Annotated in this window: 13 protein-coding genes; 3 read left to right on the forward strand and 10 right to left on the reverse strand. The window is 72.0% G+C overall.

The window, feature by feature from the left end:
* Nucleotides 1–199: 199 nt before the first annotated feature.
* The gene (locus AC07DC_RS11475; RefSeq protein WP_478914169.1) at nt 200–706 is read left to right on the forward strand and encodes a DUF6912 family protein; all 507 of its coding nucleotides are present in this window, start codon (nt 200–202) and stop codon (nt 704–706) included.
* A gap of 166 nt (nt 707–872) precedes the next feature.
* Nucleotides 873–1,529, forward strand: coding sequence for an HAD family hydrolase (locus tag AC07DC_RS11480; RefSeq protein ID WP_478914171.1), 657 nt, complete (start codon nt 873–875; stop codon nt 1,527–1,529).
* Here the strand turns inward: AC07DC_RS11480 and AC07DC_RS11485 are convergent.
* Nucleotides 1,516–2,088, reverse strand: coding sequence for a DJ-1/PfpI family protein (locus AC07DC_RS11485; RefSeq protein ID WP_478914173.1), 573 nt, complete (start codon nt 2,086–2,088; stop codon nt 1,516–1,518). The genes AC07DC_RS11480 and AC07DC_RS11485 overlap by 14 nt on opposite strands.
* A gap of 370 nt (nt 2,089–2,458) precedes the next feature.
* Between AC07DC_RS11485 and AC07DC_RS11490 the strand changes: the two genes are divergently transcribed.
* Entirely contained in the window at nt 2,459–7,402 is a 4,944-nt protein-coding gene (locus tag AC07DC_RS11490) for an NAD-glutamate dehydrogenase (protein ID WP_478914175.1), read from the forward strand.
* 119 nt (nt 7,403–7,521) lie between these two features.
* On the opposite strand, the gene AC07DC_RS11495 is transcribed toward AC07DC_RS11490, so the two are convergent.
* The 9 genes from AC07DC_RS11495 to AC07DC_RS11535 all read right to left on the reverse strand — a co-directional run bounded on the left by AC07DC_RS11495 (nt 7,522) and on the right by AC07DC_RS11535 (nt 23,963).
* The gene (locus AC07DC_RS11495) at nt 7,522–8,781 is read right to left on the reverse strand and encodes a serine/threonine-protein kinase (RefSeq protein WP_478914177.1); all 1,260 of its coding nucleotides are present in this window, start codon (nt 8,779–8,781) and stop codon (nt 7,522–7,524) included.
* A gap of 175 nt (nt 8,782–8,956) precedes the next feature.
* Nucleotides 8,957–9,574: a class I SAM-dependent methyltransferase gene (locus tag AC07DC_RS11500; RefSeq protein WP_478914179.1), complete on the reverse strand. Its 618-nt coding sequence runs from the start codon at nt 9,572–9,574 to the stop codon at nt 8,957–8,959.
* Between the two features lie 185 nt (nt 9,575–9,759).
* Nucleotides 9,760–13,389 carry a bifunctional glycosyltransferase/CDP-glycerol:glycerophosphate glycerophosphotransferase gene (locus tag AC07DC_RS11505; protein WP_478914181.1) on the reverse strand — a complete coding sequence of 1,210 codons (3,630 nt, stop codon included), beginning with the start codon at nt 13,387–13,389 and terminating at the stop codon, nt 9,760–9,762.
* 244 nt (nt 13,390–13,633) lie between these two features.
* Nucleotides 13,634–14,551 carry a class I SAM-dependent methyltransferase gene (locus tag AC07DC_RS11510; RefSeq protein ID WP_478914182.1) on the reverse strand — a complete coding sequence of 306 codons (918 nt, stop codon included), beginning with the start codon at nt 14,549–14,551 and terminating at the stop codon, nt 13,634–13,636.
* A gap of 11 nt (nt 14,552–14,562) precedes the next feature.
* Entirely contained in the window at nt 14,563–16,833 is a 2,271-nt protein-coding gene (locus AC07DC_RS11515) for a bifunctional glycosyltransferase/CDP-glycerol:glycerophosphate glycerophosphotransferase (RefSeq protein ID WP_478914183.1), read from the reverse strand.
* Between the two features lie 178 nt (nt 16,834–17,011).
* Nucleotides 17,012–17,863, reverse strand: a complete 852-nt coding sequence (locus AC07DC_RS11520) for a carbohydrate ABC transporter permease (RefSeq protein WP_478914184.1) — start codon at nt 17,861–17,863, stop codon at nt 17,012–17,014.
* Nucleotides 17,860–19,143: a carbohydrate ABC transporter permease gene (locus tag AC07DC_RS11525; protein ID WP_478914612.1), complete on the reverse strand. Its 1,284-nt coding sequence runs from the start codon at nt 19,141–19,143 to the stop codon at nt 17,860–17,862. The genes AC07DC_RS11520 and AC07DC_RS11525 overlap by 4 nt, the downstream gene beginning before the upstream one ends.
* Before the next feature lie 76 nt (nt 19,144–19,219).
* The gene (locus AC07DC_RS11530) at nt 19,220–20,602 is read right to left on the reverse strand and encodes an ABC transporter substrate-binding protein (protein ID WP_478914185.1); all 1,383 of its coding nucleotides are present in this window, start codon (nt 20,600–20,602) and stop codon (nt 19,220–19,222) included.
* A 241-nt stretch (nt 20,603–20,843) separates the two neighbouring features.
* Nucleotides 20,844–23,963, reverse strand: a complete 3,120-nt coding sequence (locus AC07DC_RS11535; protein ID WP_478914186.1) for an FtsK/SpoIIIE domain-containing protein — start codon at nt 23,961–23,963, stop codon at nt 20,844–20,846.
* Nucleotides 23,964–24,181: the final 218 nt, after the last annotated feature.

The raw sequence follows: 24,181 nt of genomic DNA on the forward strand, positions 1-24,181 counted from the left end.
CCGTGGTTGCGGTGCTGTCGGTTTCCGCCGGGTTCCGCCGGTTCACCCGGGGACTGCCCGGTCCAGCGGTTTCTACCGTTCGGTAACCCGGTTGTACGGGGCACCGGGCACGCGGGCAACGCAGTCCGCCGGCGCGGGGCGCGGGCGGGCGGTTCACCTATCCGCGTGGTCGCGCCGTTACGCACGTATGCTGACCGCCATGCGCGTCTACATCCCCACGACCGTGTCCGGCCTGGCCGAGGCCCACAAGGCGGGCGAGCTGGGCCCCGCACCGCTGGACGCCTATGCGGTCACCCCCAGCCTCCGCGAGTGGTACGTCACCGACGACATCGAGGAGCTGGAGTACGCGGCTCTGACCCGGGCCGCCCAGGCGTCGCTGCGGCAGCTCGCCGTGAACCCCGACGCCCCGCGCCGCCGCATCGTGATCGCGGTGGACGTGCCGGAGTCGGCCGTCTCCTTCGACCCGGACCGTGGTCTGGACCCCGCCGCGCTCGGCGAGGTCCGGCTGGCCGCCGTCGTGGCGATGAGCGATGCCGCCGCCGTACACCTGGACGCCACCGACGCCGAGCAGGACGTGACCGCCGCCGCACTGGCGCTGGGCGCGGCCGACGCGGGCGACGACGACGCCCAGTTCACCGTCGACGGAGCCGAGGACCACGAACTGCTCTGGTACGCGACGCAGGAGATCCCCAACCTGATCGGCTGAGCCCCGGGCACGGCGCGGTGTGAACGGGGTACCGCCCCGAACCGCCGAGAACCACGCCGAGGCACACGCCGAGAAGCACCCTTTCGTGTCTGCGACCACCGCCGGTGCCGGCCGCGATCACCTGCGGCCGCGGGGCTTGTCGTACCCGCCGGGTAACGTCGTTACCGTGAACGCTCATCTGGTGTGGGACTGGAACGGGACCCTTTTCCACGACATCGACGCGGTGCTGGAGGCCACGAACGCCTCCTTCGCCGAACTCGGCCTGTCCCCGATCACGCTGGACCGCTACCGCGAGCTGTACTGCGTCCCGGTGCCGAAGTTCTACGAGCGGCTGCTCGGCCGGCTGCCCACGGACGCGGAGTGGCTGGTGATGGACGAGGCGTTCCACCGTCACTACTGGGAGCGGGCGGGGCGCTGCGGTCTCGCCGAGGGCGCGGCCGAGCTGCTGGCCGCCCAGCAGCTCGCGGGGCTGACCCAGTCGCTCTGTTCGCTGGCCCCGCACGACCTCCTGATACCGATCGTGCGGACCCACGGCATCGAGCGGCACTTCGTCCGGATGGACGGCGCGACCGGCCCGTCCGGCGGCGGCAAGGCCGAGCAGATGGTCCGCCACCTCGCCGCCCTGGAGGGCGTCGCGCCCGACCGCGTCGTCGTGATCGGCGACGCGGTGGACGACGCGCTGGCCGCGGCCCACGCGGGCGCGCACGCCGTTCTCTACACCGGCGGCTCGCACAGCCGGGCCAGCCTCGTGGCGGCCGGGGTGCCGGTGGTGGACTCGCTCGCGGAGGCCGTGGAGGCCGCCGGCCGGCTCACTGCCCGGTGACGGGCGCCTTCTCGCGCAGGATCTTGATGAATTCGCGCATCCAGGCCGGGTGGTCAGGCCAGGCACGGGCCGAGACGACCACGCCGTCGACCACGGCCTCGGAGTCCTGGAAGTCGGCGCCGGCGCTCTGCATGTCCAGCTCCAGCGCCGGATAGGCGGTCACCCGGCGTCCGCTGAGCGCGCCGACGGCCGCGGTGATGAGCGGGCCGTGGCAGATCTGGGCGACGGGCTTGTCGGCGTCGAAGAACGATTTCAGCACCTTGAGCAGCTCGGGGTCGTTGCGCAGGTACTCCGGGGCCCGGCCGCCGGGGACCACCAGCGCGACGTACTGCCCGGGGTCGATCTCGGCGAAGGACAGGTCGGCCATCCAGGTGTAGCCGGGCTTCTCGGTGTAGGTGTCGAAGCCGTCCTCGAAGTCGTGGACGACGAAACGCAGCCGCTTGCGGGTGGGCGCGGCGATGTGGACCTCGTAACCCTCCTCCAGCAGCCGCTGATAGGGGTAGAGGACCTCCAGCGACTCCGCCGCGTCGCCGGTGACGATGAGGATCTTGGCCGCCATGGCGGCACCGCCTTTCCGAACAGGGGGCATGCGGGATGTTTGTTCGCCCCAACGTGCACCCGGTGTCCCGGTTTGCCAAGGGGGCCCGTCCGCGTGACCGGATCGGACCCCCGCTGTTTGCGCGCTGTCCATTTGGTCCAAGAATCCGGCCTGCTTTTGTACAGAGGCGTCCCCTGACAGCCCCCCCGGCCGGAGCGATAGCCTTACTGCGTGATCAGCGTTGATCCCTGCAGGCTTGTCCGATCCGTAAACAACGGTACGACGCACCTGTATCCCGGCATAGCGTCGTCCCGTAGCGGTGAACCCGCGTCTCGGGACGCCGCGCCATCACCCGACGTCACGCAACGGCGCGCGACAGGAGTCAGAGGACATGCAGACCAAGCTGGACGAAGCCAAGGCCGAGCTGCTCGCACGGGCGGCCCGGGTAGCTGAGAACAGCCCGGCAGGGGGACACCCCGGCCAGGGCCTCGATGCAGAGGCGCTGACCGCGTTCCTCCAGCGTTACTACCTGCACAGCGCACCGGAGGACCTGCTCGACCGCGATCCGGTCGACGTGTTCGGCGCGGCGCTGTCCCACCACCGGCTCGCAGAGGTACGCCCACAGGGCACCGCGAATGTCCGGGTCCACACCCCGACGGTCGAAGAGAACGGCTGGACCTGCAGCCATACGGTCGTGGAGGTCGTCACCGACGACATGCCCTTCCTCGTCGACTCGGTCACCAACGCCCTGTCGCAGGCCAACCGGGCGATCCATGTGGTGGTCCACCCGCAGATCGTGGTGCGCCGCGACGTGACGGGGAAGCTACTGGAGGTCATCGGCTCCGGCTGCTCGGCGCACGACAACGGCGGCGCCCCCGACAACCTGCCGCACGACGCGCTCACCGAGTCCTGGATCCACGTCGAGATCGACCGCGAGACCGACCGCGACGACCTCAAGGAGATCACCGCCGATCTGCGCGGCGCGCTGTCCGACGTCCGCGAGTCCGTCGAGGACTGGACGAAGATGCGCGAGGCCACGCTCCGGATCGCCGAGGAGCTCGCCGCGACGCCGCCGCCCCTGCCCGAGCAGGAGGTCGGCGAGGCCTGGGAGCTCATGCGCTGGCTCGCCGACGACCACTTCACCTTCCTCGGCTACCGCGAGTACGAGCTGATCACCGACCCCGGACCGGACGGCACCGGTGAGGACGTCCTGGCGGCCGTGCCCGGCACCGGGCTGGGCATCCTGCGCTCCGACCCCCTGCACGGGGACGACGGCACGCACCCCGGCTCCCCGTCGTTCAACCGGCTGCCGGCCGACGCGCGGGCCAAGGCCCGCGAGCACAAGCTGCTGATCCTCACCAAGGCCAACAGCCGCTCCACCGTCCACCGGCCCTCCTACCTCGACTACGTCGGGGTGAAGAAGTTCGACGCCGAGGGCAACGTCATCGGCGAGCGGCGCTTCCTGGGCCTGTTCTCCTCGGCCGCGTACACCGAGTCGGTGCGGCGCGTCCCGGTGATCCGCCGCAAGGTGGAGGAGGTGCTGGAGGGCGCCGGCTTCACCCCGGACAGCCACGACGGCCGCGACCTGCTCCAGATCCTGGAGACCTACCCGCGCGACGAGCTCTTCCAGACCCCGGCCGACGAGCTGCGCTCCATCGTCACCAGCGTGCTGTACCTGCAGGAGCGCCGCCGGCTGCGGCTGTTCCTGCGGCAGGACGAGTACGGCCGCTACTACTCCGCACTGGTCTACCTGCCCCGCGACCGCTACACCACGGCCGTACGGCTGCGGCTCACCAACATCCTCCAGGAGGAGCTGGGCGGGCACAGCGTCGACTTCACCGCCTGGAACACCGAATCGGTCCTCTCCCGGCTGCACTTCGTCGTCCGCGTGGCGCCCGGCACGGCCCTCGACGACCTCACCGAGGCCGAGATCGACCGGATCGAGGCCCGGCTCGTCGAGGCCGCCCGCTCCTGGGCCGACGGCTTCGCCGAGGCGCTCACCGCCGAATGCGGCGAGGAGCGGGCCGCCGAGCTGACCCGCAGCTACGCCCAGGCCTTCCCCGACGGCTACCGGGCCGACTTCACCCCCCGCTCGGCCGTCGCCGACCTGCAGCACATCGAACAGCTCAAGCCCGAGGGCGACTTCACCCTCAGCCTGTACGAGCCGGTCGGCGCGGCCCCCGGAGAGCGCCGCTTCAAGATCTACCGCACCGGCGCTCCCGTCTCGCTCTCCGCCGTCCTGCCGGTGCTCCAGAAGCTCGGCGTCGAGGTCGTGGACGAGCGCCCGTACGAGCTGCGCCGCACCGACCACAGCCGCGCCTGGGTGTACGACTTCGGCCTGCGGCTCGACCCCTCCCTCGGTGATCTCGGCGACGACGCCCGCGAGCGCTTCCAGGAGACGTTCGCCGCGACCTGGACCGACGAGGCGGAGAACGACGGCTTCAACTCCCTGGTGCTGCGCGCCGGGCTGAACTGGCGCCAGGCCATGGTGCTGCGCGCCTACGCCAAGTACATGCGGCAGGCCGGCTCCACCTTCAGCCAGGACTACATGGAGGACACCCTCCGCAACAACGTCCACACCACCCGGCTGCTGGTGAACCTCTTCCAGGCCCGGATGTCCCCGGACCACCAGCGGGCCGGCAAGGAGCTGACCGACGGGCTCCTGGAGGAGCTCGACGGCGCGCTCGACCAGGTCGCCTCGCTGGACGAGGACCGCATCCTGCGGTCCTTCCTCACCCTCATCAAGGCGACGCTGCGCACCAACTACTTCCAGCGCCGTGACGACGGGCAGCCGCACAGCTACCTGTCGATGAAGTTCGACCCGCAGGAGATCCCGGACCTGCCCGCGCCGCGCCCGGCGTACGAGATCTGGGTGTACTCGCCGCGGGTCGAGGGCGTCCACCTGCGCTTCGGCAAGGTCGCCCGCGGTGGCCTGCGCTGGTCCGACCGGCGCGAGGACTTCCGTACCGAGGTGCTGGGCCTGGTCAAGGCACAGATGGTCAAGAACACCGTGATCGTGCCGGTCGGCGCCAAGGGCGGCTTCGTCGGCAAGCGGCTGCCCGACCCGGCCGTGGACCGGGACGCGTGGCTGGCCGAGGGCATCGCCTCGTACAAGACCTTCATCTCCGGCCTGCTCGACATCACCGACAACCTGGTGGGCGGCGAGGTCGTCCCGCCGAACGGCGTGGTGCGGCACGACGAGGACGACACGTACCTGGTCGTCGCCGCGGACAAGGGCACCGCGTCCTTCTCCGACATCGCCAACGAGGTCGCGGTCAGCTACGGCTTCTGGCTGGGTGACGCGTTCGCCTCCGGCGGCTCGGTCGGCTACGACCACAAGAAGATGGGCATCACCGCCAAGGGCGCCTGGGAGTCGGTGAAGCGGCACTTCCGCGAGGTGGGCCACAACACGCAGTCCGAGGACTTCACGGTCGTCGGCGTCGGCGACATGTCGGGCGACGTGTTCGGCAACGGAATGCTGCTCAGCGAGCACATCCGGCTGGTCGCCGCCTTCGACCACCGGCACATCTTCCTGGACCCGACCCCGGACGCGGCGACCTCGTTCGCCGAGCGGCGCCGGATGTTCGAGATGCCGCGCTCCTCGTGGGCGGATTACGACAGCTCGCTGATCTCGGCGGGCGGCGGCATCCACCCCCGCAGCGCCAAGGCCATCCCGATCACCGCACAGGTCCGCAAGGCGCTCGGCATCGAGGCGCAGGTCGCCAAGATGACGCCCGCCGACCTGATGAAGGCGATCCTGCAGGCCCCCGTGGACCTGCTCTGGAACGGCGGCATCGGCACCTACGTCAAGGCCTCCACCGAGTCGCACACCGACGTCGGCGACAAGGCCAACGACGCGATCCGCGTCGACGGCGCGGACCTGCGGGTCAAGGTCGTCGGCGAGGGCGGCAACCTGGGGCTGACCCAGCTCGGCCGGATCGAGTTCGCCCTCAACGGCGGAAGGATCAACACCGACGCGATCGACAACAGCGCCGGTGTGGACGCCTCGGACCACGAGGTCAACATCAAGATCCTGCTCAACAGCGTGGTCGCGGACGGCGATCTGACCGTCAAGCAGCGCAACACGCTGCTCGCCGCGATGACCGACGAGGTCGGCAGCCTCGTGCTGCGCAACAACTACGCGCAGAACGTCGCGCTCGGCAACGGCATGGCACAGGCCTCCAGCCTGCTCCACGCCCACCAGCGCTTCATGCGCAAGCTGGTGCGCGACGGCCGCCTCGACCGGGCGCTGGAGTTCCTGCCCACCGACCGGCAGATCCGCGAGCGGCTCGCCAACGGTCAGGGTCTGACCCAGCCCGAGCTGTCCGTGCTGATGGCCTACACGAAGATCACCGTCGCGGAGGAGCTGATCGACACCGGGCTGCCGGAGGATCCGTACCTGCGCACCCTGCTGCACGACTACTTCCCCAAGCCGCTGCGCGAGCGGCTCGAGCCGCAGATCGAGAACCACGCGCTGCACCGCGAGATCGTCACGACGATGCTGGTCAACGACACCGTCAACACCGGCGGTACGACCTTCCTGCACCGTTTCCGCGAGGAGATCGGCGCGACCGGCGAGGAGATCGTCCGGGCGCACACCGCGGCCCGCGCGATCTTCGGACTCTCCCGGATCTGGGACGACGTCGAGGCGCTCGACAACGTCGTGGACGCCGATGTGCTGACCCGCATCCGGCTGCACTCGCGCCGCCTCGTCGAGCGCGCCACCCGCTGGCTGCTCAACAACCGGCCGCAGCCGCTGCAGATCGCCGAGACCATCGAGTTCTTCCGCGACGGGGTGTCCACCGTCTGGTCCCAGCTGCCGAAGCTGACGCGCGGCGCCGACCTGGAGTGGTACCAGAGCATCCATGACGAGCTGACCGGCGCGGGCGTCCCGGAGGAGCTGGCCACCCGGGTCGCGGGCTTCTCCTCCGCCTTCCCGGCCCTCGACATCGTCGATGTCGCGGACCGCACCGGCAAGGACCCGCTGGAGGTCGCCGAGATCTACTACGACCTCGCCGACCGGCTGCAGATCACCCAGCTCCTGGACCGCATCATCGAACTGCCGCGGGCCGACCGCTGGCAGTCGATGGCCCGTGCGGCCATCCGCGAGGACCTCTTCGCGGCGCACGCCGCGCTCACCGCCGACGTGCTGTCGGCCGGGAACGGCACCTCGACGCCCGAGCAGCGGTTCAAGACGTGGGAGGAGCAGAACGCGGCGCTCATCGGTCGCGCCAGGACCACCCTCGAGGAGATCCAGGGCTCCGAGGAGTTCGACCTCGCGAACCTGTCGGTCGCGATGCGGACGTTCCGTACGCTGCTGCGCGCCCGCCGCTGAGGCGGCGGCCGGACAGGCCCGCACCCAGGTAGGACCATGAACGCCGGCCGGACCCCGTACCCCGGGGCCCGGCCGGCGTTCGTCTGCCCCCGCCCGCCGGCCCGGTGCGTGTATTCGCGCTATGGGAGGCGGGGTGACGCCGGGGTCGTGCAGCATCGCGAGGCGCCGGGCGCCGGTGAGGGCGTGGCCGGTGGCCCGTTGTCGCTGTTCCGCAGGAAGGCGAAGGTCAGGGTCACCGCGAGGAGCAGGGCGACGACGCTGCCGGCGATCGCGAGCAGCGTCTGCTGGCGGTACTTGCCGCCCACCGGCGCGATGTCGGGTGTGGTGGTGCCCCAGTTGGACCAGGTGGAGACGGCCGGGCCCAACAGGTGCCCGGGGGAGGTTCCGAAGGAGGTTCCGGGGGATTGCGGTAACGAGGTGCGGGCCACGGGCTCCGGCGGCCGCTGGGCCTCCTCCTTGCGCCGGGCGATCTCCGCCGTCAGCGGCTCGGGAAGCCAGTCGGCGAAGTCGCGCAGCTGACGTCCGGCGGCCCGCTCGCACAGTTCGGCCAGCTCGGCGGGGGCGGGCCGAGCGGCCGGGTCGGCTGTCAGGCAGCGCTCCAGCACCGGCCGCAGCAGGTCCGGGTAACCGGACAGGTCCGGCGGCCGGAGGGCGGTGTTGGCGATCCGGGTGGCGATGCTGATGGGACCGCCCGGTCCGCCGTCGCCGTACGGGTGGCGGCCGGTCGCGACGACGGCGGCGACCAGGCCGAGCGAGAAGATGTCGGTCGCGGGGGTGAGGGCGTCGCCGTTGGCGTGCTCGGGCGACATGTACTGCGGGGTCGCGATGAGGGCGCCGCCGCGCGTCAGCCGCGTGGATTCGGCGGCCCCGGCCATGCCGAAGTCGGCCAGCCAGGGACCGTCGTCGCTGAGCAGGATGTTGCCGGGCCGGAGATCGCGGTGGACGACCCCGCACGCGTGCACCGCGCGCAGCCCGTCGGCGGCGCAGCCGGTCAGCTGCAGGGCGGCGGGCAGCGGCAGCGGCCCGAAGGAGGCGAGCGCGTCGTCGAGGGAGAGACCGGGCACGTAGGCGGTGGCCAGCCAGGGCCGGTCGCCGGTGGCGTCGTGGCCGACGACCGGGACGACGTGATAGCCCCGCACGTCCCGCGCGGCCCGCACGTCCTGCTGGAAACGCCGGCGGAACTCCCCGTCCCGCGCGTACTCGCGGCGGACCACCTTCAGGGCCACGGGCTGACCACCCGGGGTGTGCGACAGATAGACCGGGCCGAGGCCGCCCTCGCCGATCCTGGCGAGCAGCCGGTACCCGGCGATCTCGCGCGGATCCTCCGGACGCAGCGCGCCGAGCGCGTTGCCGCTGTCGTTGCTGGCGATGTCCGGCACCCCCGATCGGCGATCGAGGGACGATGCTATCGGTCCGAACTCCTGTGCATGGCACGGGAATCCGGCCATGACGAACGCTCCGCGGAGCCGCGCCGTCGGGCGCTCACAACCGCGCCCCCGCCCTCCCGGCGGACCGGGTGGGCGGGGGCGCGGGTGGTTCGCGGGGTCCGGCCTGTCAGGCCGTCGGAGCCGTGGAGACCAGGACGAACTCGTTGTAGGGGAAGACCTTGCCGGCGGCGCGCGGGAACGGGAAGGAGTACGTGCGCTTCGTCGTCAGACCCGCCTCGGCGGCGTAGGCGCGCAGCTCCTCGAAGCCGATGAAGCGCACATGCGTGGCGTCGGTGCGGTAGCCGGCCTCCTGCGGGGTGATGAGGACCACCGAGCCGCCGGGCTTCACATACGGCAGGTACTGGGCGAGCAGGCCGGACGCGACGTCCTCGTCCAGGTGCTCCAGCACGTGCGCGCAGAGCAGGCTGTCGAAGGAACCGGGCCCGCAGTCCGCCGCCTCAGCCAGCTCCTCCGGGGTGTACGCGGTCAGGCCGCGCTCACGGGCGGTCGCCACCGACGTCGGGTTGTGGTCCACGCCCACGCTGTCCGGCCCGCAGTTCTGCAGGTTCCGGCCCAGTCCGCAGCCGATGTCGAGCACCCGGCCCAGCTTCAGGCGGCGCAGGTTCCAGCGGTACGGGGCCTGCGTGGGAAGCAGCCGCTTGATACCGGCCTTTTCCAGCGTCGCCAGACGCTCGGTGTAGTTGGCGTCGGCGGTGCTCTTGCGGTCCTGCGAGGTGTCGGACATCAGCCGGAGTAGCTTTCTCTGGGATGAACGGGATGAACGCTGAGTGATGACGGGCCACCCGGTGCTGAGACCGGCGGCGGGGCGGCGCTGTCTGAGCCGACCTGAACGGGAGGCAGTGTTCATGAACGCTAGCAGCGCGGTGAACGCAAACACCAGGGCCGACCGGCACCGCACGGGGCCGCCCCTCAGCGGTGATCGGAAAGCAGCAGGTCAGCGACCCTGGAGGCGGCCGAGCCGTCGTCGAGGGGGCAGAAGGCGGCATGGAAGCGGGCGTAGTTTTCCGCGCTCTGCCGGGTGACGGTGTCCAGATCGCGCAGCGCGCCGACGAGATCGGCGGTGCTGCGCAGGAGCGGGCCGGGCGCCTGGGCCTCGAAATCGAGGTAGAAGCCGCGGACCGTGTCCCGGTAGTGGTCCAGGTCCGGGGTGAGGAAGAGCATGGGGCGCCCGGTGTTCGCGAAGTCGGTCATCACCGACGAGTAGTCGGTGACGAGGACATCCGCGATCAGCAGCAGTTCCGCCAGATCCGGGTAGCCGGAGACGTCACGGACGAAGCCGCCGCCGCCGACCGGCACCCGGTCCGCGACCAGCGGGTGGGCGCGGACCAGGAGGACGTGGTCGGCGGCGAGCGCCGACTCGGCGGCGGCGAGGTCCAGGGCCAGTTCCAGGCGGTAGTGCCGGTTGTCGTACACCCGGTCGTCGCGCTGGGTGGGGGCGTACAGGACGACCCGCTTGCCCGCCGGCAGGCAGAGCCGGGCGCGGACCTCCTCGGCGAGCTTGTCCCGGTCGTCGGCGAAGAGCAGATCGGTACGCGGCAGCCCGGTCTCGACGACCTCACCGTCGTAGCCGAGCGCCTGGCGCAGCAGCGGCGTGCTGTACGGGTTCGGGGAGATCAGCACGTCCCACTGGTGGCCGCGGCGGGGCTGCGGCCACAGGTGGGCGAGATCGGCGCACAGGGTGCCGGCCAGGTCCTGGCCGATGCGCTTGACGGGGGTGCCGTGCCAGGTCTGGACGACCCGCTGGCCCTCGCGCCGCTCGAACCAGGCGGGCAGGTGGGTGTTGGTGACGAGATGACGGCTGCGGGCGAGCGCCTCGTGCCATGCGGCGCTGCCGTGGATGACGGCGCGTGCCGTGGGCGGCAGCTGCACGCGGGTGTCGCCGACCACCCACAGGTGGTCCAGCGCGGCGCCGCGGCGCACCAGCTCCTCGTGCACGGCGCGCGGCGAGTCCGAGTACTGGCGGCCGTCGAAGCTGCTGTACAGCACGGTGTCCCGCAGCGTACGGCCGCGGGCCTGCGGATAGTGCCGCTCGCGCAGCAGGCGCCCGCGGTACGGGCCGCGGTCCTCGGGCGCCACGGCGGGACCGGCGGCCAGGAACAGCTGGTCGTGGAAGCGGCGGTCCAGGGCGAGGGACCGGTCGCTGTCCGGCGGCTGAATGGGGAGCGGGAGGGCGGGGAACGCGCAGCGGGCGACGTGCACGGGGGCTTCGGTGGTGCCGGTGTTGTCCGTGCCGTCGGTGGTCCCGGTGGTCCCGGTGGTTCCGGGGGTTTCGGTGCGCAGGTGGAGGTACCAGTGGCCCTCGGCGGGCGCGGCCTCCGCGGGCCGTACGGTCACGCTGAAGCGGTCCCCGTCGGCGGTGACCGGGAACACGGCCTCCGCCCGGTGCGTGCCGTGCCGCAGCACCAGCTCGGCCCCCGCGGGAGTCTTGGACGGCAGCTCGCCCTCGATGACCAGCGAGCCGTTTGCCCGCAGGACGACCTGGTCGGCCACCGGCCGGGGCGTACGGTCGTGCAGCTCCAGGTCACCGGCGGCGGTGGCCCCGACGACCAGCTCACGGCGGAGCCCGCCGAGCCGGGGGTCGCTGCCGAGCGCGTACCGGCCGCGGGGTACCGGCGGGCCGGCGGCGATCCGCGCCGTCCCGTCGGCCAGGGTGAAGGCGACGTCCCATGCGTCGCTCGCCCCGGAGTCGGCGCCCGCCGGGCCGTCGGTGACAGCGGCGCGGGCGCCCGCCAGGTCGGCGAGGGAGAACCGGGTGGTGACGAGGCTTGCTGGCCTTCCGGCGGAGCCGGCCGGACGGCAGACGGCGGGGTACTCGAAGGTGGCACCGGAGACCCGGTGGGTCAGCCGCAGCGTGCGCGGCTGCTCCCGGCCGCTGTTGGTGGCGAGCAGCTCGACGGTGTCGTCGTCCAGCGCGTGGTGGCCGGTCAGCCGGACCGCGGCCGGCTCGACCGACAGCCGCAGCCGGCCGTGCTCGAACCACGGGACCAGGCGCAGTCCGTCCTCCAGCGGGTGCGGCACCGGTGACGCGCCCGAGCCGGTGTCCCCGGCGCGCACCTCGGTGGTCCTGACGACGCCGGAGGTCGCCACGGTGATGGCGAGCCGCCACTGACCCGCGGCCCACCGCCCGCGGCGGCGCAGCCGCTGGGGGTCGACGGTGATCTCGAAGCCGGACCAGTCGTAGCAGTGCTGCTCCTGCCCCGAGCTGTCCGTGGCCTCCGGGACCGGGACGGTACGCACCGGGAGCAGGAGTTTGCGGCGGCCCGACGTCAGGACCGCGGTCTTGAGTGACCTGCGCCTGACGGAGGCGTCCAGGTTCCGGATGTACGCGTAGCCCTTGAGGACGAGCTTGCCGTCCTGCCAGCGCGATTCCAGGAGGCGGGACCGTACGGGGAGGTCGTCGGAGGACAGCGCGGCGACCTCGTACGGCAGCCGGATCGTCGTTCCACGGGTGCCGGTGCCGGTGCCCGACCCTGCGCCTGCGTCCGCGTCGATGCCTGCGGGGATCTCCGCGCGCCTGCGCAGCGGCGGGCCCGCGACGGTGAAGCCTTCGCGGTTGCGCTCCTCGTGGGACAGCACGGCGAGCAGGTCACCGAGCCTGTTCTCACGAATGAGATGGCACATGATCCGCAGCCCCACCGGGAGTTCGCCCTGGAGGGCCGGGTCGACGCGGGCCAGGAAGTCCCGGGCGCGGTCCATGAAGACCTCGCGGTACTCGGCGCCGGCCATCGGCAGCGCCCCGGCGCAGGCCGGCAGGTCGTTGCTCAGGACGGAACGGTCGTACTCCCTCTTGTACGCGGACTTCTGCGCGGACCAGGGCGTGTTGCCGGGGTCGGCGAGGAACCGGCTGACGCCGTCGACCGCCGTGAAGCGGTCCCGCAGGTTCTGGACGTCGGTGCGGCGGAGGTTTTGGGAGCGCTCGCGGGGGAGGTGCCCACGTTCGTCCTGTCGCAGGACGTCGACGGCTTCGGCGAGGAAGTGCGCGCGGATGGTGACCGCGCTGTCCTCGTGGCGGACGTCCTCGGGGAAGGCGAGGGCGTGGCGGTCCCAGAAGGTGCGGCGGAACACCTTGTTCTTCGCCGAACGGTCGGAGAGGAGGGCGAGGTCTCTGGTGATGTGGGTGGTGCCGGTGCCGGTGCCGGTGCCGGTGCCGGTACTGGTTCCGGTGGTCCGGAAGGTGGTCGCGAGGTCCGCGCCCGAGCGGTCCAGCCGATTCACCAGCTTTTCGTACGTGCGGGGCGGGAGGGTGTCGTCGCCGTCGAGGAACGTCAGGTACGTGGTGCGCGGATCTGCCTGCGCGGCGCCGGTGTTGCGGGCATGGCCGAGGCCCCGGGTGTCCGGCCGCGGGGCTCGTACCAGTCGGAAGCGTCGGTCGTTCTCGGCGAAGTGCCGCGCGATCTCCGGAGCGCGGTCCGCGGAACCGTCGTCGACCATCACCACATCGAGTGCGTCCAGCGTCTGTTCCGCGACCGACCGGAGGCATTCCTCCAGGTACCGCTCGACGTTGTGGACGGGGACGACGACGGTCAGTCGGGGCGTCATACGGAGGCTCGGGCCTTTCCGGGTGCGGGTGCCGGGGCCGGTCTCTCCGCCGTGGGGGTCCGAAATCGTGTATTCACGGGCCTGGCGGCCCACAAATACACGGCAGCATTTCGGACCCCACGCCTACGAGCCCGTCCCCTCCCGTCGCCGGGCCTGCGCGACCCGGCGTGGCGATCTGGTCCACACAGCGTAGCCGGTTGACAGCGGGGAGTGAGACAGCCGCGTATGCCGCCCTGCCCGGTTGTCAGCCGCGGCGCCCCACCAGTGCCTTGGTGATGAACGGCGGCAGCACGTTGACCGCGAAGCGCCGCAGCGGGGAGCGGCGGCGCTTCGCGGGCGCCGCCGGCGACGGCGCCGGGCTGTCCACGGGGGCGGCCTGGGCCGGGATGCTGACCTTGTGGCGGGAGGCGGGCTGTGCGGGGAGGGCGGCCTTCCGCCCGTTGATGCGGATGAGCGGCTCGCCGGCGACGGTCTGCACCTCGTGCCAGAGGTCCTCGCGGGTCTCCAGCCAGGCCAGCAGCTCGGTGCGCACGGTCGCGGGGTCGCCCCAGGTGCCGTAGAGCTTCCGGTCGGTGATGCAGATGACGTGCAGTCCGCCGGTGGTCACGGCCTGCCAGGCCGCGGCGGCGACGCCGGGGCAGTGCTCGGCGCGGAAGTCGTCGAGGACCACCACGCCGTGCGCCTCCAGCAGGTCCTGGGCGTCGGCGATGTCCGCGTGGACGTGCTCGTAGAGGTGCGAGGCGTCGATGTGGATGAACCGGCAGCTGTCGGCGGTGACATGGTCGGGCACCACCGAGGACAGGCCCTGGATGACCGTCGGCAGCTCCTCGTGGAAGGAGAGGTAGTTCGCCTCGAACGCCCGCCGGGTGAGCGTGGAGTACGACTTGGCCATCTCGGCGCTGTTGGCGGTGTCCTCGGCGGGTGCGTCGAACAGGTCGCAGACCGTGAAGCGCTCGCCCTCGCGTCGGTAGGAGCCCGTGAAGATGGCGCTCTTGCCCATGTACACCCCCACTTCGAGCAGGTCGCCCGGTTCGGTGAGCTCCTGCTGACGGCTGAGGAGCCAGTCGAAGAGCAGCTGGTCGGCCGGGAAGAACCAGCCCTTCACCTCTGCCAGTCGGGTGGGGGTGGGGAGCTGCTCGGTGGGCTTCGTGGGGGCTTCCATGGGTGTTCCGTTCAGCTGGGCGCGAGTGAGGCGGAAAGGGTTCCGGTGTGCGGACGGCTGGACAGCGCGCGCACATGGCCGGGGGCGGGTGCCGGGCGGCGGTCCTGGAGCGGGATCACCGCCGGGAGGGTGTCTCCGCGGTTCTCCAGGAAGAGCCGGCGGACGACGCGCTCCGCGGCGTACCCGTCGTCGTACGGGCAGAAGCGTTCGCGGAACGCGGCGCGCAGCTGGGCCGAGCGGGGCCCGCGCCAGGCGTCGGTCGCGAGAATGTCGATCAACTCGTCCTCGCTGCGTGCGAGGAGGCCGGGCGGGTGCGCGGTGATGTCGAAGTAGGCTCCGCGCGAGGCACGGTAGACCTCCCAGTCCTCGGCATGGATGACGATCGGCCGGTCGAGATTGGCGTAGTCGAACATCAGCGACGAGTAATCGGTCAGCAGCACGTCCGAGGCGAGGCACAGCTGCTCGACGGACGGGTGCCGGGACACATCGAGGAAGGCCGGCTGTCCGGCAGCGTGCTGGGCGCCGGTGTCGTAGAGGTGATGCGTGCGCATCAGGACCGTGAATCCGGGGCCAAGTTCGCGGGCGATGCGCTCCATGTCGAGATCGGCGTGGAAGCCGGTGCGGTAGTCGCGGTGGGTGGGCGCGTAGAGCACTGCCGTGGAGTCGCGCGGAATGCCCAGTTCCGCGCGGATGCGCAGGACGTCGTCGGTGGTCGCCCGCTGGTAGACGTCGTTGCGCGGCTGACCGTACTCCAGGGTGGTGAAGCCGGACGGGTAGGCGCGTTCCCAGGTGAGGCTGGAGTGGCGGTTGGACGACAGGTTGTAGTCCCAGAGGTCCGCCTGGGCGAGGACGTGTTCGAAGTCGGTTCCCTTGGCGGCGGCCGGGAAGTCCCGCAGGTCCAGCCCCATGTGCTTGAGGGGCGTGCCGTGGTGCGTCTGGAGGTTGAGCTGGCCCGCGCGCTTGGCGTAGCGGGGGTGCAGGTGGTCGTTGGTGACGAGGTATTTGGCTCGGGCCATCGCCGTCCAGTACGCGGCCGAGCCCGGCTGCAGGCGGCGTACGCCCGGCGGCAGGGTGTGGGCGTGCTCCGGGGTGGTGACCCAGGCGGTGCGGATGTGCGGTGCGAGCTCGCGCAGCCGGGTCTCGATCGCGGCCGGGTTGCAGACGTAGCCGCGCCCCTCGTACGCGGAGAAGACCGCCAGCTCCTGGTCGAGGGCGCGGCGCCGCTGCAGGCGGTAGTGCAGCCGCAGCGCCGCCTCACGGATCCGGGCGTAGCCGGCGGTCACCCGGGCCTGCGCGCGCAGCCGCGTCCGGTGGACGCCGCCGAGCGACTGGAAGGCGCGGCGGGCCCCGAGGCGCACCAGGAGGTAGCGCACTCCCGGCCGGTCGAACGGGGTGGCGCGGAAGGTCCGCGGGCGGTGTCGGCGGTAGTAGGCGCGGCACCGCTTGAAGTAGTCGGCGCGCGACGAACGCGGTAGCCGGTCGGGGGAGTTGTAGACAGTGGTGAGGTGGTCCAGCATCCGGCGGAAGAGGGCCGGCCGCCAGTGCTCCAGCCGGGGGTGGTCGTCGAGGAAGGCGAAGACGCGGTCGTACTGCTTGAAGATGTCGAAGTGCCGGCGGCTGGTGGTGCCGAGGACGGTGCCGCGGCGGCGCTGCCGGTACCGGACGCACACCCGGTCCAGGACGGCGACGGTTCCGGCGGCCAGCAGCGCCGGGTACGTCCACGCGGTGGCCTCGTAGTAGCCGGGCGGGAAGGTGAGATCCACCCGCTCGGTGAACTCCCGGCGGTAGGCCTTGTTCCAGACGACGGTGAGGAGTTGGAGCAGTTCCGGGCGGTCGCCGAGGGTGAACGTCTCGGGGCCGCGCTGGCTCAGGTGCCCGGCCAGTCCGTTGCGCCGCGTCTCGCCGTTCCAGTAGCTGCGCTCGTAGTCGAAGACGAGGACGTCGGGACCGCCGGTCTCCTTGAGGCGGTCCGCGATCGTCAGCAGGGAGCCGGGGGCGAGGGTGTCGTCGCCGTCGAGGAAGAGCAGGTAGTCGCCGGTGGCGCGGATCAGGCCGGCGTTGCGGGCGTGGCCGGGGCCGATGTTCTCGGGGAGGTGGATGGCGGTGATCCGGCGGTCGCGGTCGGCGAACTCGTCGATGATCTCGCCGCTGCCGTCCGGTGAGCCGTCGTCCACCACGATCAGCTCGAAGTCGGTGAAGGACTGGGTCGTTACGGATTCCAGGCAGTCGTGCAGATAGGCCTGAACCTTGTAGGCGGGAACGATGACGCTGAACCGGGGCAAGGGACATCCAGGTGTTGACGCGGGCGCTGTGGACGGGCGCCCGCGTACACACGAGGATTGCTCGGTTATCGGATGAACAATGACGTACGCGGCCTGTGCCCGTTATATGCGGCGCAACGTCGCGGAGAGTGATCTGGTTACGGCGTCCTGGGGTGCGCTTCCCGCGGGTGGGCGCGGACTACTTCACGGCGCCGGCCATCACCCCCGAAACGAACTGCCGCTGGAAGGCGAAGAACACCACGAGCGGGATGACCATGGACACGAACGCGCCGGGCGCGAGGATGTCGATGTTGCTGCCGAACTGCCTGACCTGCTGCTGCAGGGCGACGGTGATCGGCTGTGAGTCACTGTCGGCGAAGATCAGCGCCACCAGCATGTCGTTCCAGACCCACAGGAACTGGAAGATGCCCAGCGAGGCGATGGCCGGCCCGCCCAGCGGCATGATCACGGTTGTGAAGAGCCGCAGCTCACCGGCGCCGTCCAGCCGTGCCGCCTCCAGCAGTTCGCGCGGGATCTCGGCGAAGAAGTTCCGCAGCAGGAAGATCGCGAACGGCAGGCCGAAGGCGGTGTGGAAGAGCACGACGCCGGTGATGTCGCCGAAGATCCCGATGTTCCCGAAGAGCTGGGCGACCGGGATCAGCGCCACCTGGACGGGGACCACCAGCAGGCCCACCACGGCCAGGAACCACCAGTCGCGGCCGCGGAAGTCCATCCACGCGAAGGCGTAGCCGGCCAGCGAGCCGATCACGACGACGAGCAGCGTGGTGGGGACGGTGATCAGGATGGTGTTGACCAGCGAGTTGACGACGGTGTCGTTGCTGAGCAGCGACTTGTAGTTGGAGACGGTGAGCTGGGAAGGGGCGCTGAGCACCTTCCACCAGCCGGACGCCGCGATGTCCGTCGGGTCGCGCAGGGAGGACAGCAGCAGACCGATGGTCGGCAGCAGCCAGAAGAGCGCGACCACGATGAGGAAGACGCGTACCGCGCCCCCGCTGACCCAGGAGGCGAGTTTCGCCGCGATCGCGCTCATCGTCGTGCCTCTCTGCGCAGCCGCCGGATATTGAAGATCATCACGGGCAGGACGAGCAGCAGCAGGAGGACGCCGATCGCACTGCCGACGCCCTGGTCGTTGCCGCCGCCGAAGGACTTCAGGTACAGCTGCAGGGCGAGCACGTTGGCGTCGCTCTGGGATGCGCCCGGCGCGATGATGTAGACGAGGTCGAAGATCTTCAGCACGTTGATCATCAGCGTGATGAGGACCACCACCAGGACCGGTGCCAGCAGCGGAACGGTGATCTTCCGGAACACCTGCCACTCGTTCGCGCCGTCCACCCGTGCCTGCTCCAGCAGTTCACGCGGCACGCCCGCCAGGCCGGCCGCGATCAGCACCATCGCGAAGCCCGCCCACATCCAGATGTACGAGACGATGATCGAGGGCGTGACCAGGCTCGGGCCCAGCCAGTCCACCCCGTTGTACTGCGTCGCGAAGTTGGACGCGGGCAGCCGCAGTCGGGCGCCGGCCGCCGACGCCGGCAGCGAGAACGTACCGTCGTCACCGGACTTCGCCGACGCGACGACCTTCCCGTCCTTCACCGCCTCGACCTTGACGCCGGGCAGCGCCTTCTCGCCCGGGTCGATCGCACCGGTCGTGCCGCCGCCACCGGGCTTGAAGTCCAGCCACACCGTGCCCGAGACCCCGCCGTCCGCCGCGGGCGCGGCGGCCTTGGCGTCCTGCGCCCCGCCCGGCAGCTTGTTCTGCGGGATCCCGATCAGCGGCAGCGCCGCCGCCGTGCCCGGCTGCGCCTGCGCCTTGGTGGTGAACGAGCCGCCCGCCGACGGCGCCAGATCGGCGTTCGGGCGCGGTCTGGCACCCGGATAGGCGGACGCCTCGGCGAACGTGTCATGGATCCCGACCACGACCGCGTTGGCGACACCGCGGTCCGGGTCGTTCTCGTAGACCAGCCGGAAGATGATCCCGGCGGCCAGCATCGAGATCGCCATCGGCATGAAGACGACGAGCTTGAAGGCCGTGCCCCAGGAGACCCGTTCGGTCAGCACCGCGAAGATCAGGCCCAGCGCGGTGGCCACCACCGGGGCGATGACCACCCAGATCGCGTTGTTCTTGACGGCCGTCAGATTGCCGTGGTCGCTGAAGACCTCGCCGAAGTTCTTCAGACCGACGAACGCCGAGTTGTCCGCGTCGAAGAGGCTGCGCTGGACGGTGTACCCGATCGGGTACAGCACCAGCGCGCCGAGCAGCACCAGCGCGGGCAGCAGGAAGGCCAGCGCCACCCAGGGGCGGGTGCCCATCAGACTCTTGCGCTTCACGGGGGGTGGGCCGGGAGCGGCCGCGCCCCCCGTGGTCACTGTGGAGGCCACCGACGCCTCAGTTCTTGTACGCCTTGGCGGCGTCCGCTTCGAGTTTCGCCTGGGCGCCCGCCACATCGGTCGGCTTCACCAGGAAGTCCTGCAGGTCCTTCCACTCGCCCTCGCCCTTGGTGCCACCGAAGGCGGCGGGCGCCTGGTCGGACATGTCGAAGCGGAAGTCGTCGCCGGCCGCGATCAGCGCCTTGGCGATGCCGCGGGTGACGTCGTCGGGATAGGCCGACAGGTCCAGCGACTTGTTCGGCGACAGATAGCCGCCGGGCTTCGCCCACACCTGCGCCGCGTCGGTCGAGGCGAGGAAGGTCAACAGCGCCTGTGCGCCCTTGCTGTCCTTCAGCGCCACGGCCACGTCGCCGCCGCTGACCACCGGCGCCTTGCCGCTGCCGACGGCCGGGAACGGGAAGACCTTGGCGTCCGTGCCCACCTTCGCCTTGGTGCTGGAGGATATGACCGCGGCGGAGAAGTCGCCCTCGTAGACCATCGCGGCACCGGGCGGGGTGCCGGTGAACGTCTGGCTGATCGACTTCGGGAAGTCGGTCTGCAGCGCGCCGGTCTGGCCGCCCGCGAGGAGGTCCTTCTTGCCGAACAGGGCGGCCAGCGTGGTCAGCGCGTCCTTGACGGACGGGTCGGTCCACTTGATCTTGTGCTGCGCGAGCTGGTCGTACTTCTCGGGCCCGGCCTGGCTCAGATAGACGTTCTCGAACCAGTCGGTAAGGGTCCAGCCGTCCGCGCCGCCCACCGATACCGGGGGAGTGCCCGACTCGAAGACCGTCTCCGCGGTCTTCAGGAAGTCGTCCCAGGTCTTCGGCTCCGTGGCGCCCGCCTGCTGGAAGGCCGCGGTGTTGTACCAGATCAGCGACTTGTTGGCGGCCTTGGCGTAGACCCCGTACTGCTTGCCCTGGTAGGCGCCGAGATCCTGCCAGCCCTTCGAGAAGTTCTTGGTCAGCTGCGCCTGGGCCTCGGGGCCGAGCGGCTTGAGCCAGCCCTTGTCCGCGAACTGGTGCAACACACCGACCTGCGGCAGGAACGCCACATCCGGCGGCGCCCCGCCCTGGATCTTCGTCCCGAGGAATGTGGAGGTGCTGTCGCCGGTCGGGACGAACGTCACCGTCGCTCCGGTGCGCTTCTGGAACTCGTCGAGCACGTTCCGGAAGTTCTTCTGCTCGGCGCCGGTCCATACGGCGGCCACTTCGAGCTTCTGGCCCTTGAGGTCGGGCAGTTGGAGCCCCGACGAGGAGGCCGACGGAGCGCCGGAGGACGGCCCCGCGTCCTTCTTGCTGTCACTGCTGCAGCCGGCCGCGGTGAACGCCAGCGCGGCGGCCGCCACAACGGCCAATGTGGTTCGTGCCTGGTGGTTGTGCGCGCGCGTGCTGAATGTACGCATCTGCTCATCCCCTCGGTCCGGTCCGTCTGTCCTACGCCCGCGCCGATCGACGACGCAAGGGCATGGGCGGGGTATAGGGGTTGATCGTGACCTTGGCGTGATGCGGCGTCAGAGGGGTTTAATCACCGGAATTTGGGCCCCCCGCGCGATCCGCCGCACCCGACGGTCGCGCATCCGTCACACGGTCACATATCGGGCGCGCCGGCGGTCACATGTCCGGACCGCCGGCGGCCGCGCTCCGTCACACCAGCGGCAGGGCCGGGCCCGCCCCCGCGGACTCGGCGGCGCGCTGCAGCGCGCTGGCGAGCAGCGCCAGATCCGTCGGCCCGTTTCCGAGCTCGCGCAGCGGTCGCCGGGTCGGCGGGTCGCCCATCCGTTCCCACTCCAGCGGCACGACCGTGGGTCGCAGCGTCGCCGTCCTGGGGATGCGGCCGCTGACCCGGCCCGCCTGGAACGGCGCCACCGCGCCGCCGGGACGGCGCAGATAGCCGCGGCCCGGCAGCTCCTCGTCCAGCCCCGCCGGGTCCTCGACATGGACCAGCAGGGCGGCCGACGCGGGATCCTCGGTGCGCAGCGCGATCCGCAGCCGTGACCGTTCGTCCGCCTCGGTCCCCGAGGTGCGCTCCGGGCGCCCGGTCGACGCGATCAGGTGCACGCCGAGCCGCTCGCCCTCGCGGGCCACCGCCTCCAGCGCCCGCACGACGGAACCGGCCGCCGGGCGGCCCGGACTGCCGAGCCCCGGTGCGACCAGCGCGTCGAAATCGTCGACCACGACCACCAGCCGGGGGAGGGCGGAGTCGCTGCGGGTCTGGACGCGCAGCGCGCCCTGCTCGGACGGTTTGCGGCCGTCGCCCCGCAGGCCGTCGCCACGCGCCGTCGACTGCCTGGGCACGGTCACCATCCGGTCCGCGTGCCACTCCCCGAAGCCCTGGCCGCCCAGCAGCTCCTCGCGGCGCTTGAGCTCCGCGCCGAGCGCCTGGGCGAACTCGCGCATCCGGGTGGGGTCGGAGGCCGCCAGGTACGTCGAGACATGCGGCAGGTCGGTGACCGCGCGCAGCCCCTCGCCGCGCTCGGTGCCCGCGCCGTCGACCAGCACCAGCGCCAGCCGGTCCGGCCGTTCGGCGGCGGCCAGTGCGGAGGCGATGGACCGCAGCAGCTCGGTCTTCCCCGAACCGGCGGCGCCGCCCACCATCAGATGCGGCCCCTCGGCCGCCAGGTCCACGACGACCCGGCCGCCGGAGCCCGAGCCCAGCACCGCCAGGGCGCGGCCTCCGGCCCGTGCGTACCCGGTGAGGCCCTGCCGCGCGCCGTCCCGCCCGGCCTGTTCGGTACCCCCGTCGTCCGGGGCGCCGTCCCAGCGGGCGGTGATCTTCGCGGGGGTGGCCAGCGCCAGATCCAGCGCGTCCAGCAGTCGTACGGTGCGCGGCAGCGCGTTGCGGGCGCGCGGCGCCGCCGTGTCGGTCTCCCGCAGCGGCGCGAGCGCCCGCGCGAAACGCTCCGCCCACGCGGGCGACACCGCGTCGACGACGACCTGGGCGGGCCCGTACGGATCCATCCGCAGGGTCGTCGCCACATCGCCCGACAGCTGGGCGACGGCGCCGCACTCCGCCGCGAGCCGGTCCGGGGACTCGGCCAGGCACAGCACATGCATCCCGACCGAGGGACCGGCGGCCGCTATCCGTTCGAGGGTGTCGCGCAGCGCCGCGGAACCGGGGTCGCCGTCCACGACGACGAGGGTGTACGGGCCCTCGCGGTGGGCCGCGGCCTCGGCGACGGCCTGCGGCGCGGCTCCGGCCCAGCCCGGGCCCAGCGGTCCGTCCTCCAGCCGGCGGGCCAGTTCCGTGACGCGCGCGGCGGCCTGCTCGCGGTCGAAGGCGAGCAGCAGCCGGCAGTCCTGGCCGTGTGCGGGACGCAGCTGCGGCAGCCAGTTGAGCCAGGACCACTCGTCGGCCCGCTGCTCGGCGCCGCGCGAGCGGTCCGCGCTGATCAGGACGAGCTCCAGCGTGCCGGGGGAGTGCAGCGCGCAGGCCTGCGCCAGCACCGCGCGGGCCAGCCCGGCCAGTCGCGGCCGGGGCCCGGCCAGGCCGAGCGCGAAGGTGTGCGGATCGCGCAGGTCGACGGTGAACGGGACGGCGCGCAGGGTGCCCGCGCCGTCCTCCGACGGCAGGTCGGCCGTGCCCAGCCGCAGCGTGAGGGCGTCCGGGTGGTCGGATCCGCGCTCCCACAGCCTGCGGCCGGGGCCCAGCGCGGTCAGCAGCACGGTGGCCGGATCCGGCCAGCGCTCCCGCAGCGCGGCCGCCTCGGCGGCCAGCCGCGCGCCGTCCGCGCCCTGGCCCGCCGTGCCGTTCCCGGCCCGGCCGGCCGCCAGCCGCCGTGCCCAGGCTCCTATGGTCCCGGCGACCCGACCGGCACCGGGCTGCGGCGGCTTCGGTACCTGCACCGTGTCGTCCGGCCGCAGCCGCTCGCCGCGGCCGTACGTCGCCGCCTGGTCCGTCCCCTCGGCCTGGCCCGCGTACCCGTGCGAACCGCTCCTCGGGGTGTCCAGCCGGCGCGAGGGCGCGGCGGCGGGCGGGGCGAGCGGCCGCGGCGGGGTGGCGGCGGCTTCGGGGGCGCGTCGGTCGGCGGGCGCGGATTCCGGCCGAGGGCCGGGGTGCGGGCCGGAGCCGTGGCCGCCGGCGGCCCGTACGGACCCGGGTGCGCTGCCCGGGGGGAGGGTGACCCGCAGATGGCCCTCGCCGTCCGGCGCAGCCGGGACGGGGGCGCCGCGCGAGCCGGGTTCCAGGTAGAGGGTGGATTCGCCGAGCCGGAGCAGCGCGCCGGGGGAGAGCGCGACCGGCCGCTCCCCGACGGGGCGGTCATCGACGGTGGTGCCGTTGGTGGAGCCGAGGTCGGCGACGGTGACCCGGCCGTCATCGGCGACGGTGACGGTGCAGTGCAGCCGGGAGACATCGGGGTCGTCCAGCGGGACATCGGCCTCGGCGGAGCGGCCGATCCTGACCTGGCCGCCCTGCAGCAGATGGACGCCGCCGGAGTCCGGACCGCCGATGACGCACAGCCGGGCCGGGGCGGCCGCGTCCGCCGGCGGCTCCGCGTGCTGCTCGGCGGGGGTGTGCAGGGACAGCACGGCGCCGTCCACGAGCGGGGGCATGCCGAGCAGGGCGCCCGGGTCGAGCCGCTCGGCGCCCGAGTAGAGCGCTACGGAGGAGCCGGAGGAGCGCGCGGGCTGGCCGGAGCCGGCTCCGGACGCGAGCGCTCCGGAAACCGCGCTCAGCGGGGTCCCCGCGGGCGCGGTGACCAGCACGTCGCAGGTGCGCCCCGCTCGGCCGCTGCGCGGCCCGAGGACGGTCAGCCGGATCTGCATCTCGTCCGCGGTCCCTTCTGCCCGGATGCACGGCAGGAACCCTCCCCACCGCGCACGGGCGCGTCGACACGTACAAGCACGAGCGGGCGGGCACCTGTTGCCCCGTCACACCCGTACGGGATGCATCCTCCCACTTGCCACTGACAACCCGCCCCCGGTCCTGACAGGAGCGATCTTGAATGATCAGTTGTTGACCGGAAAGGTGCTACTTGTCGCGA

The organism is Streptomyces sp. NPDC045021, from assembly GCF_056432645.1.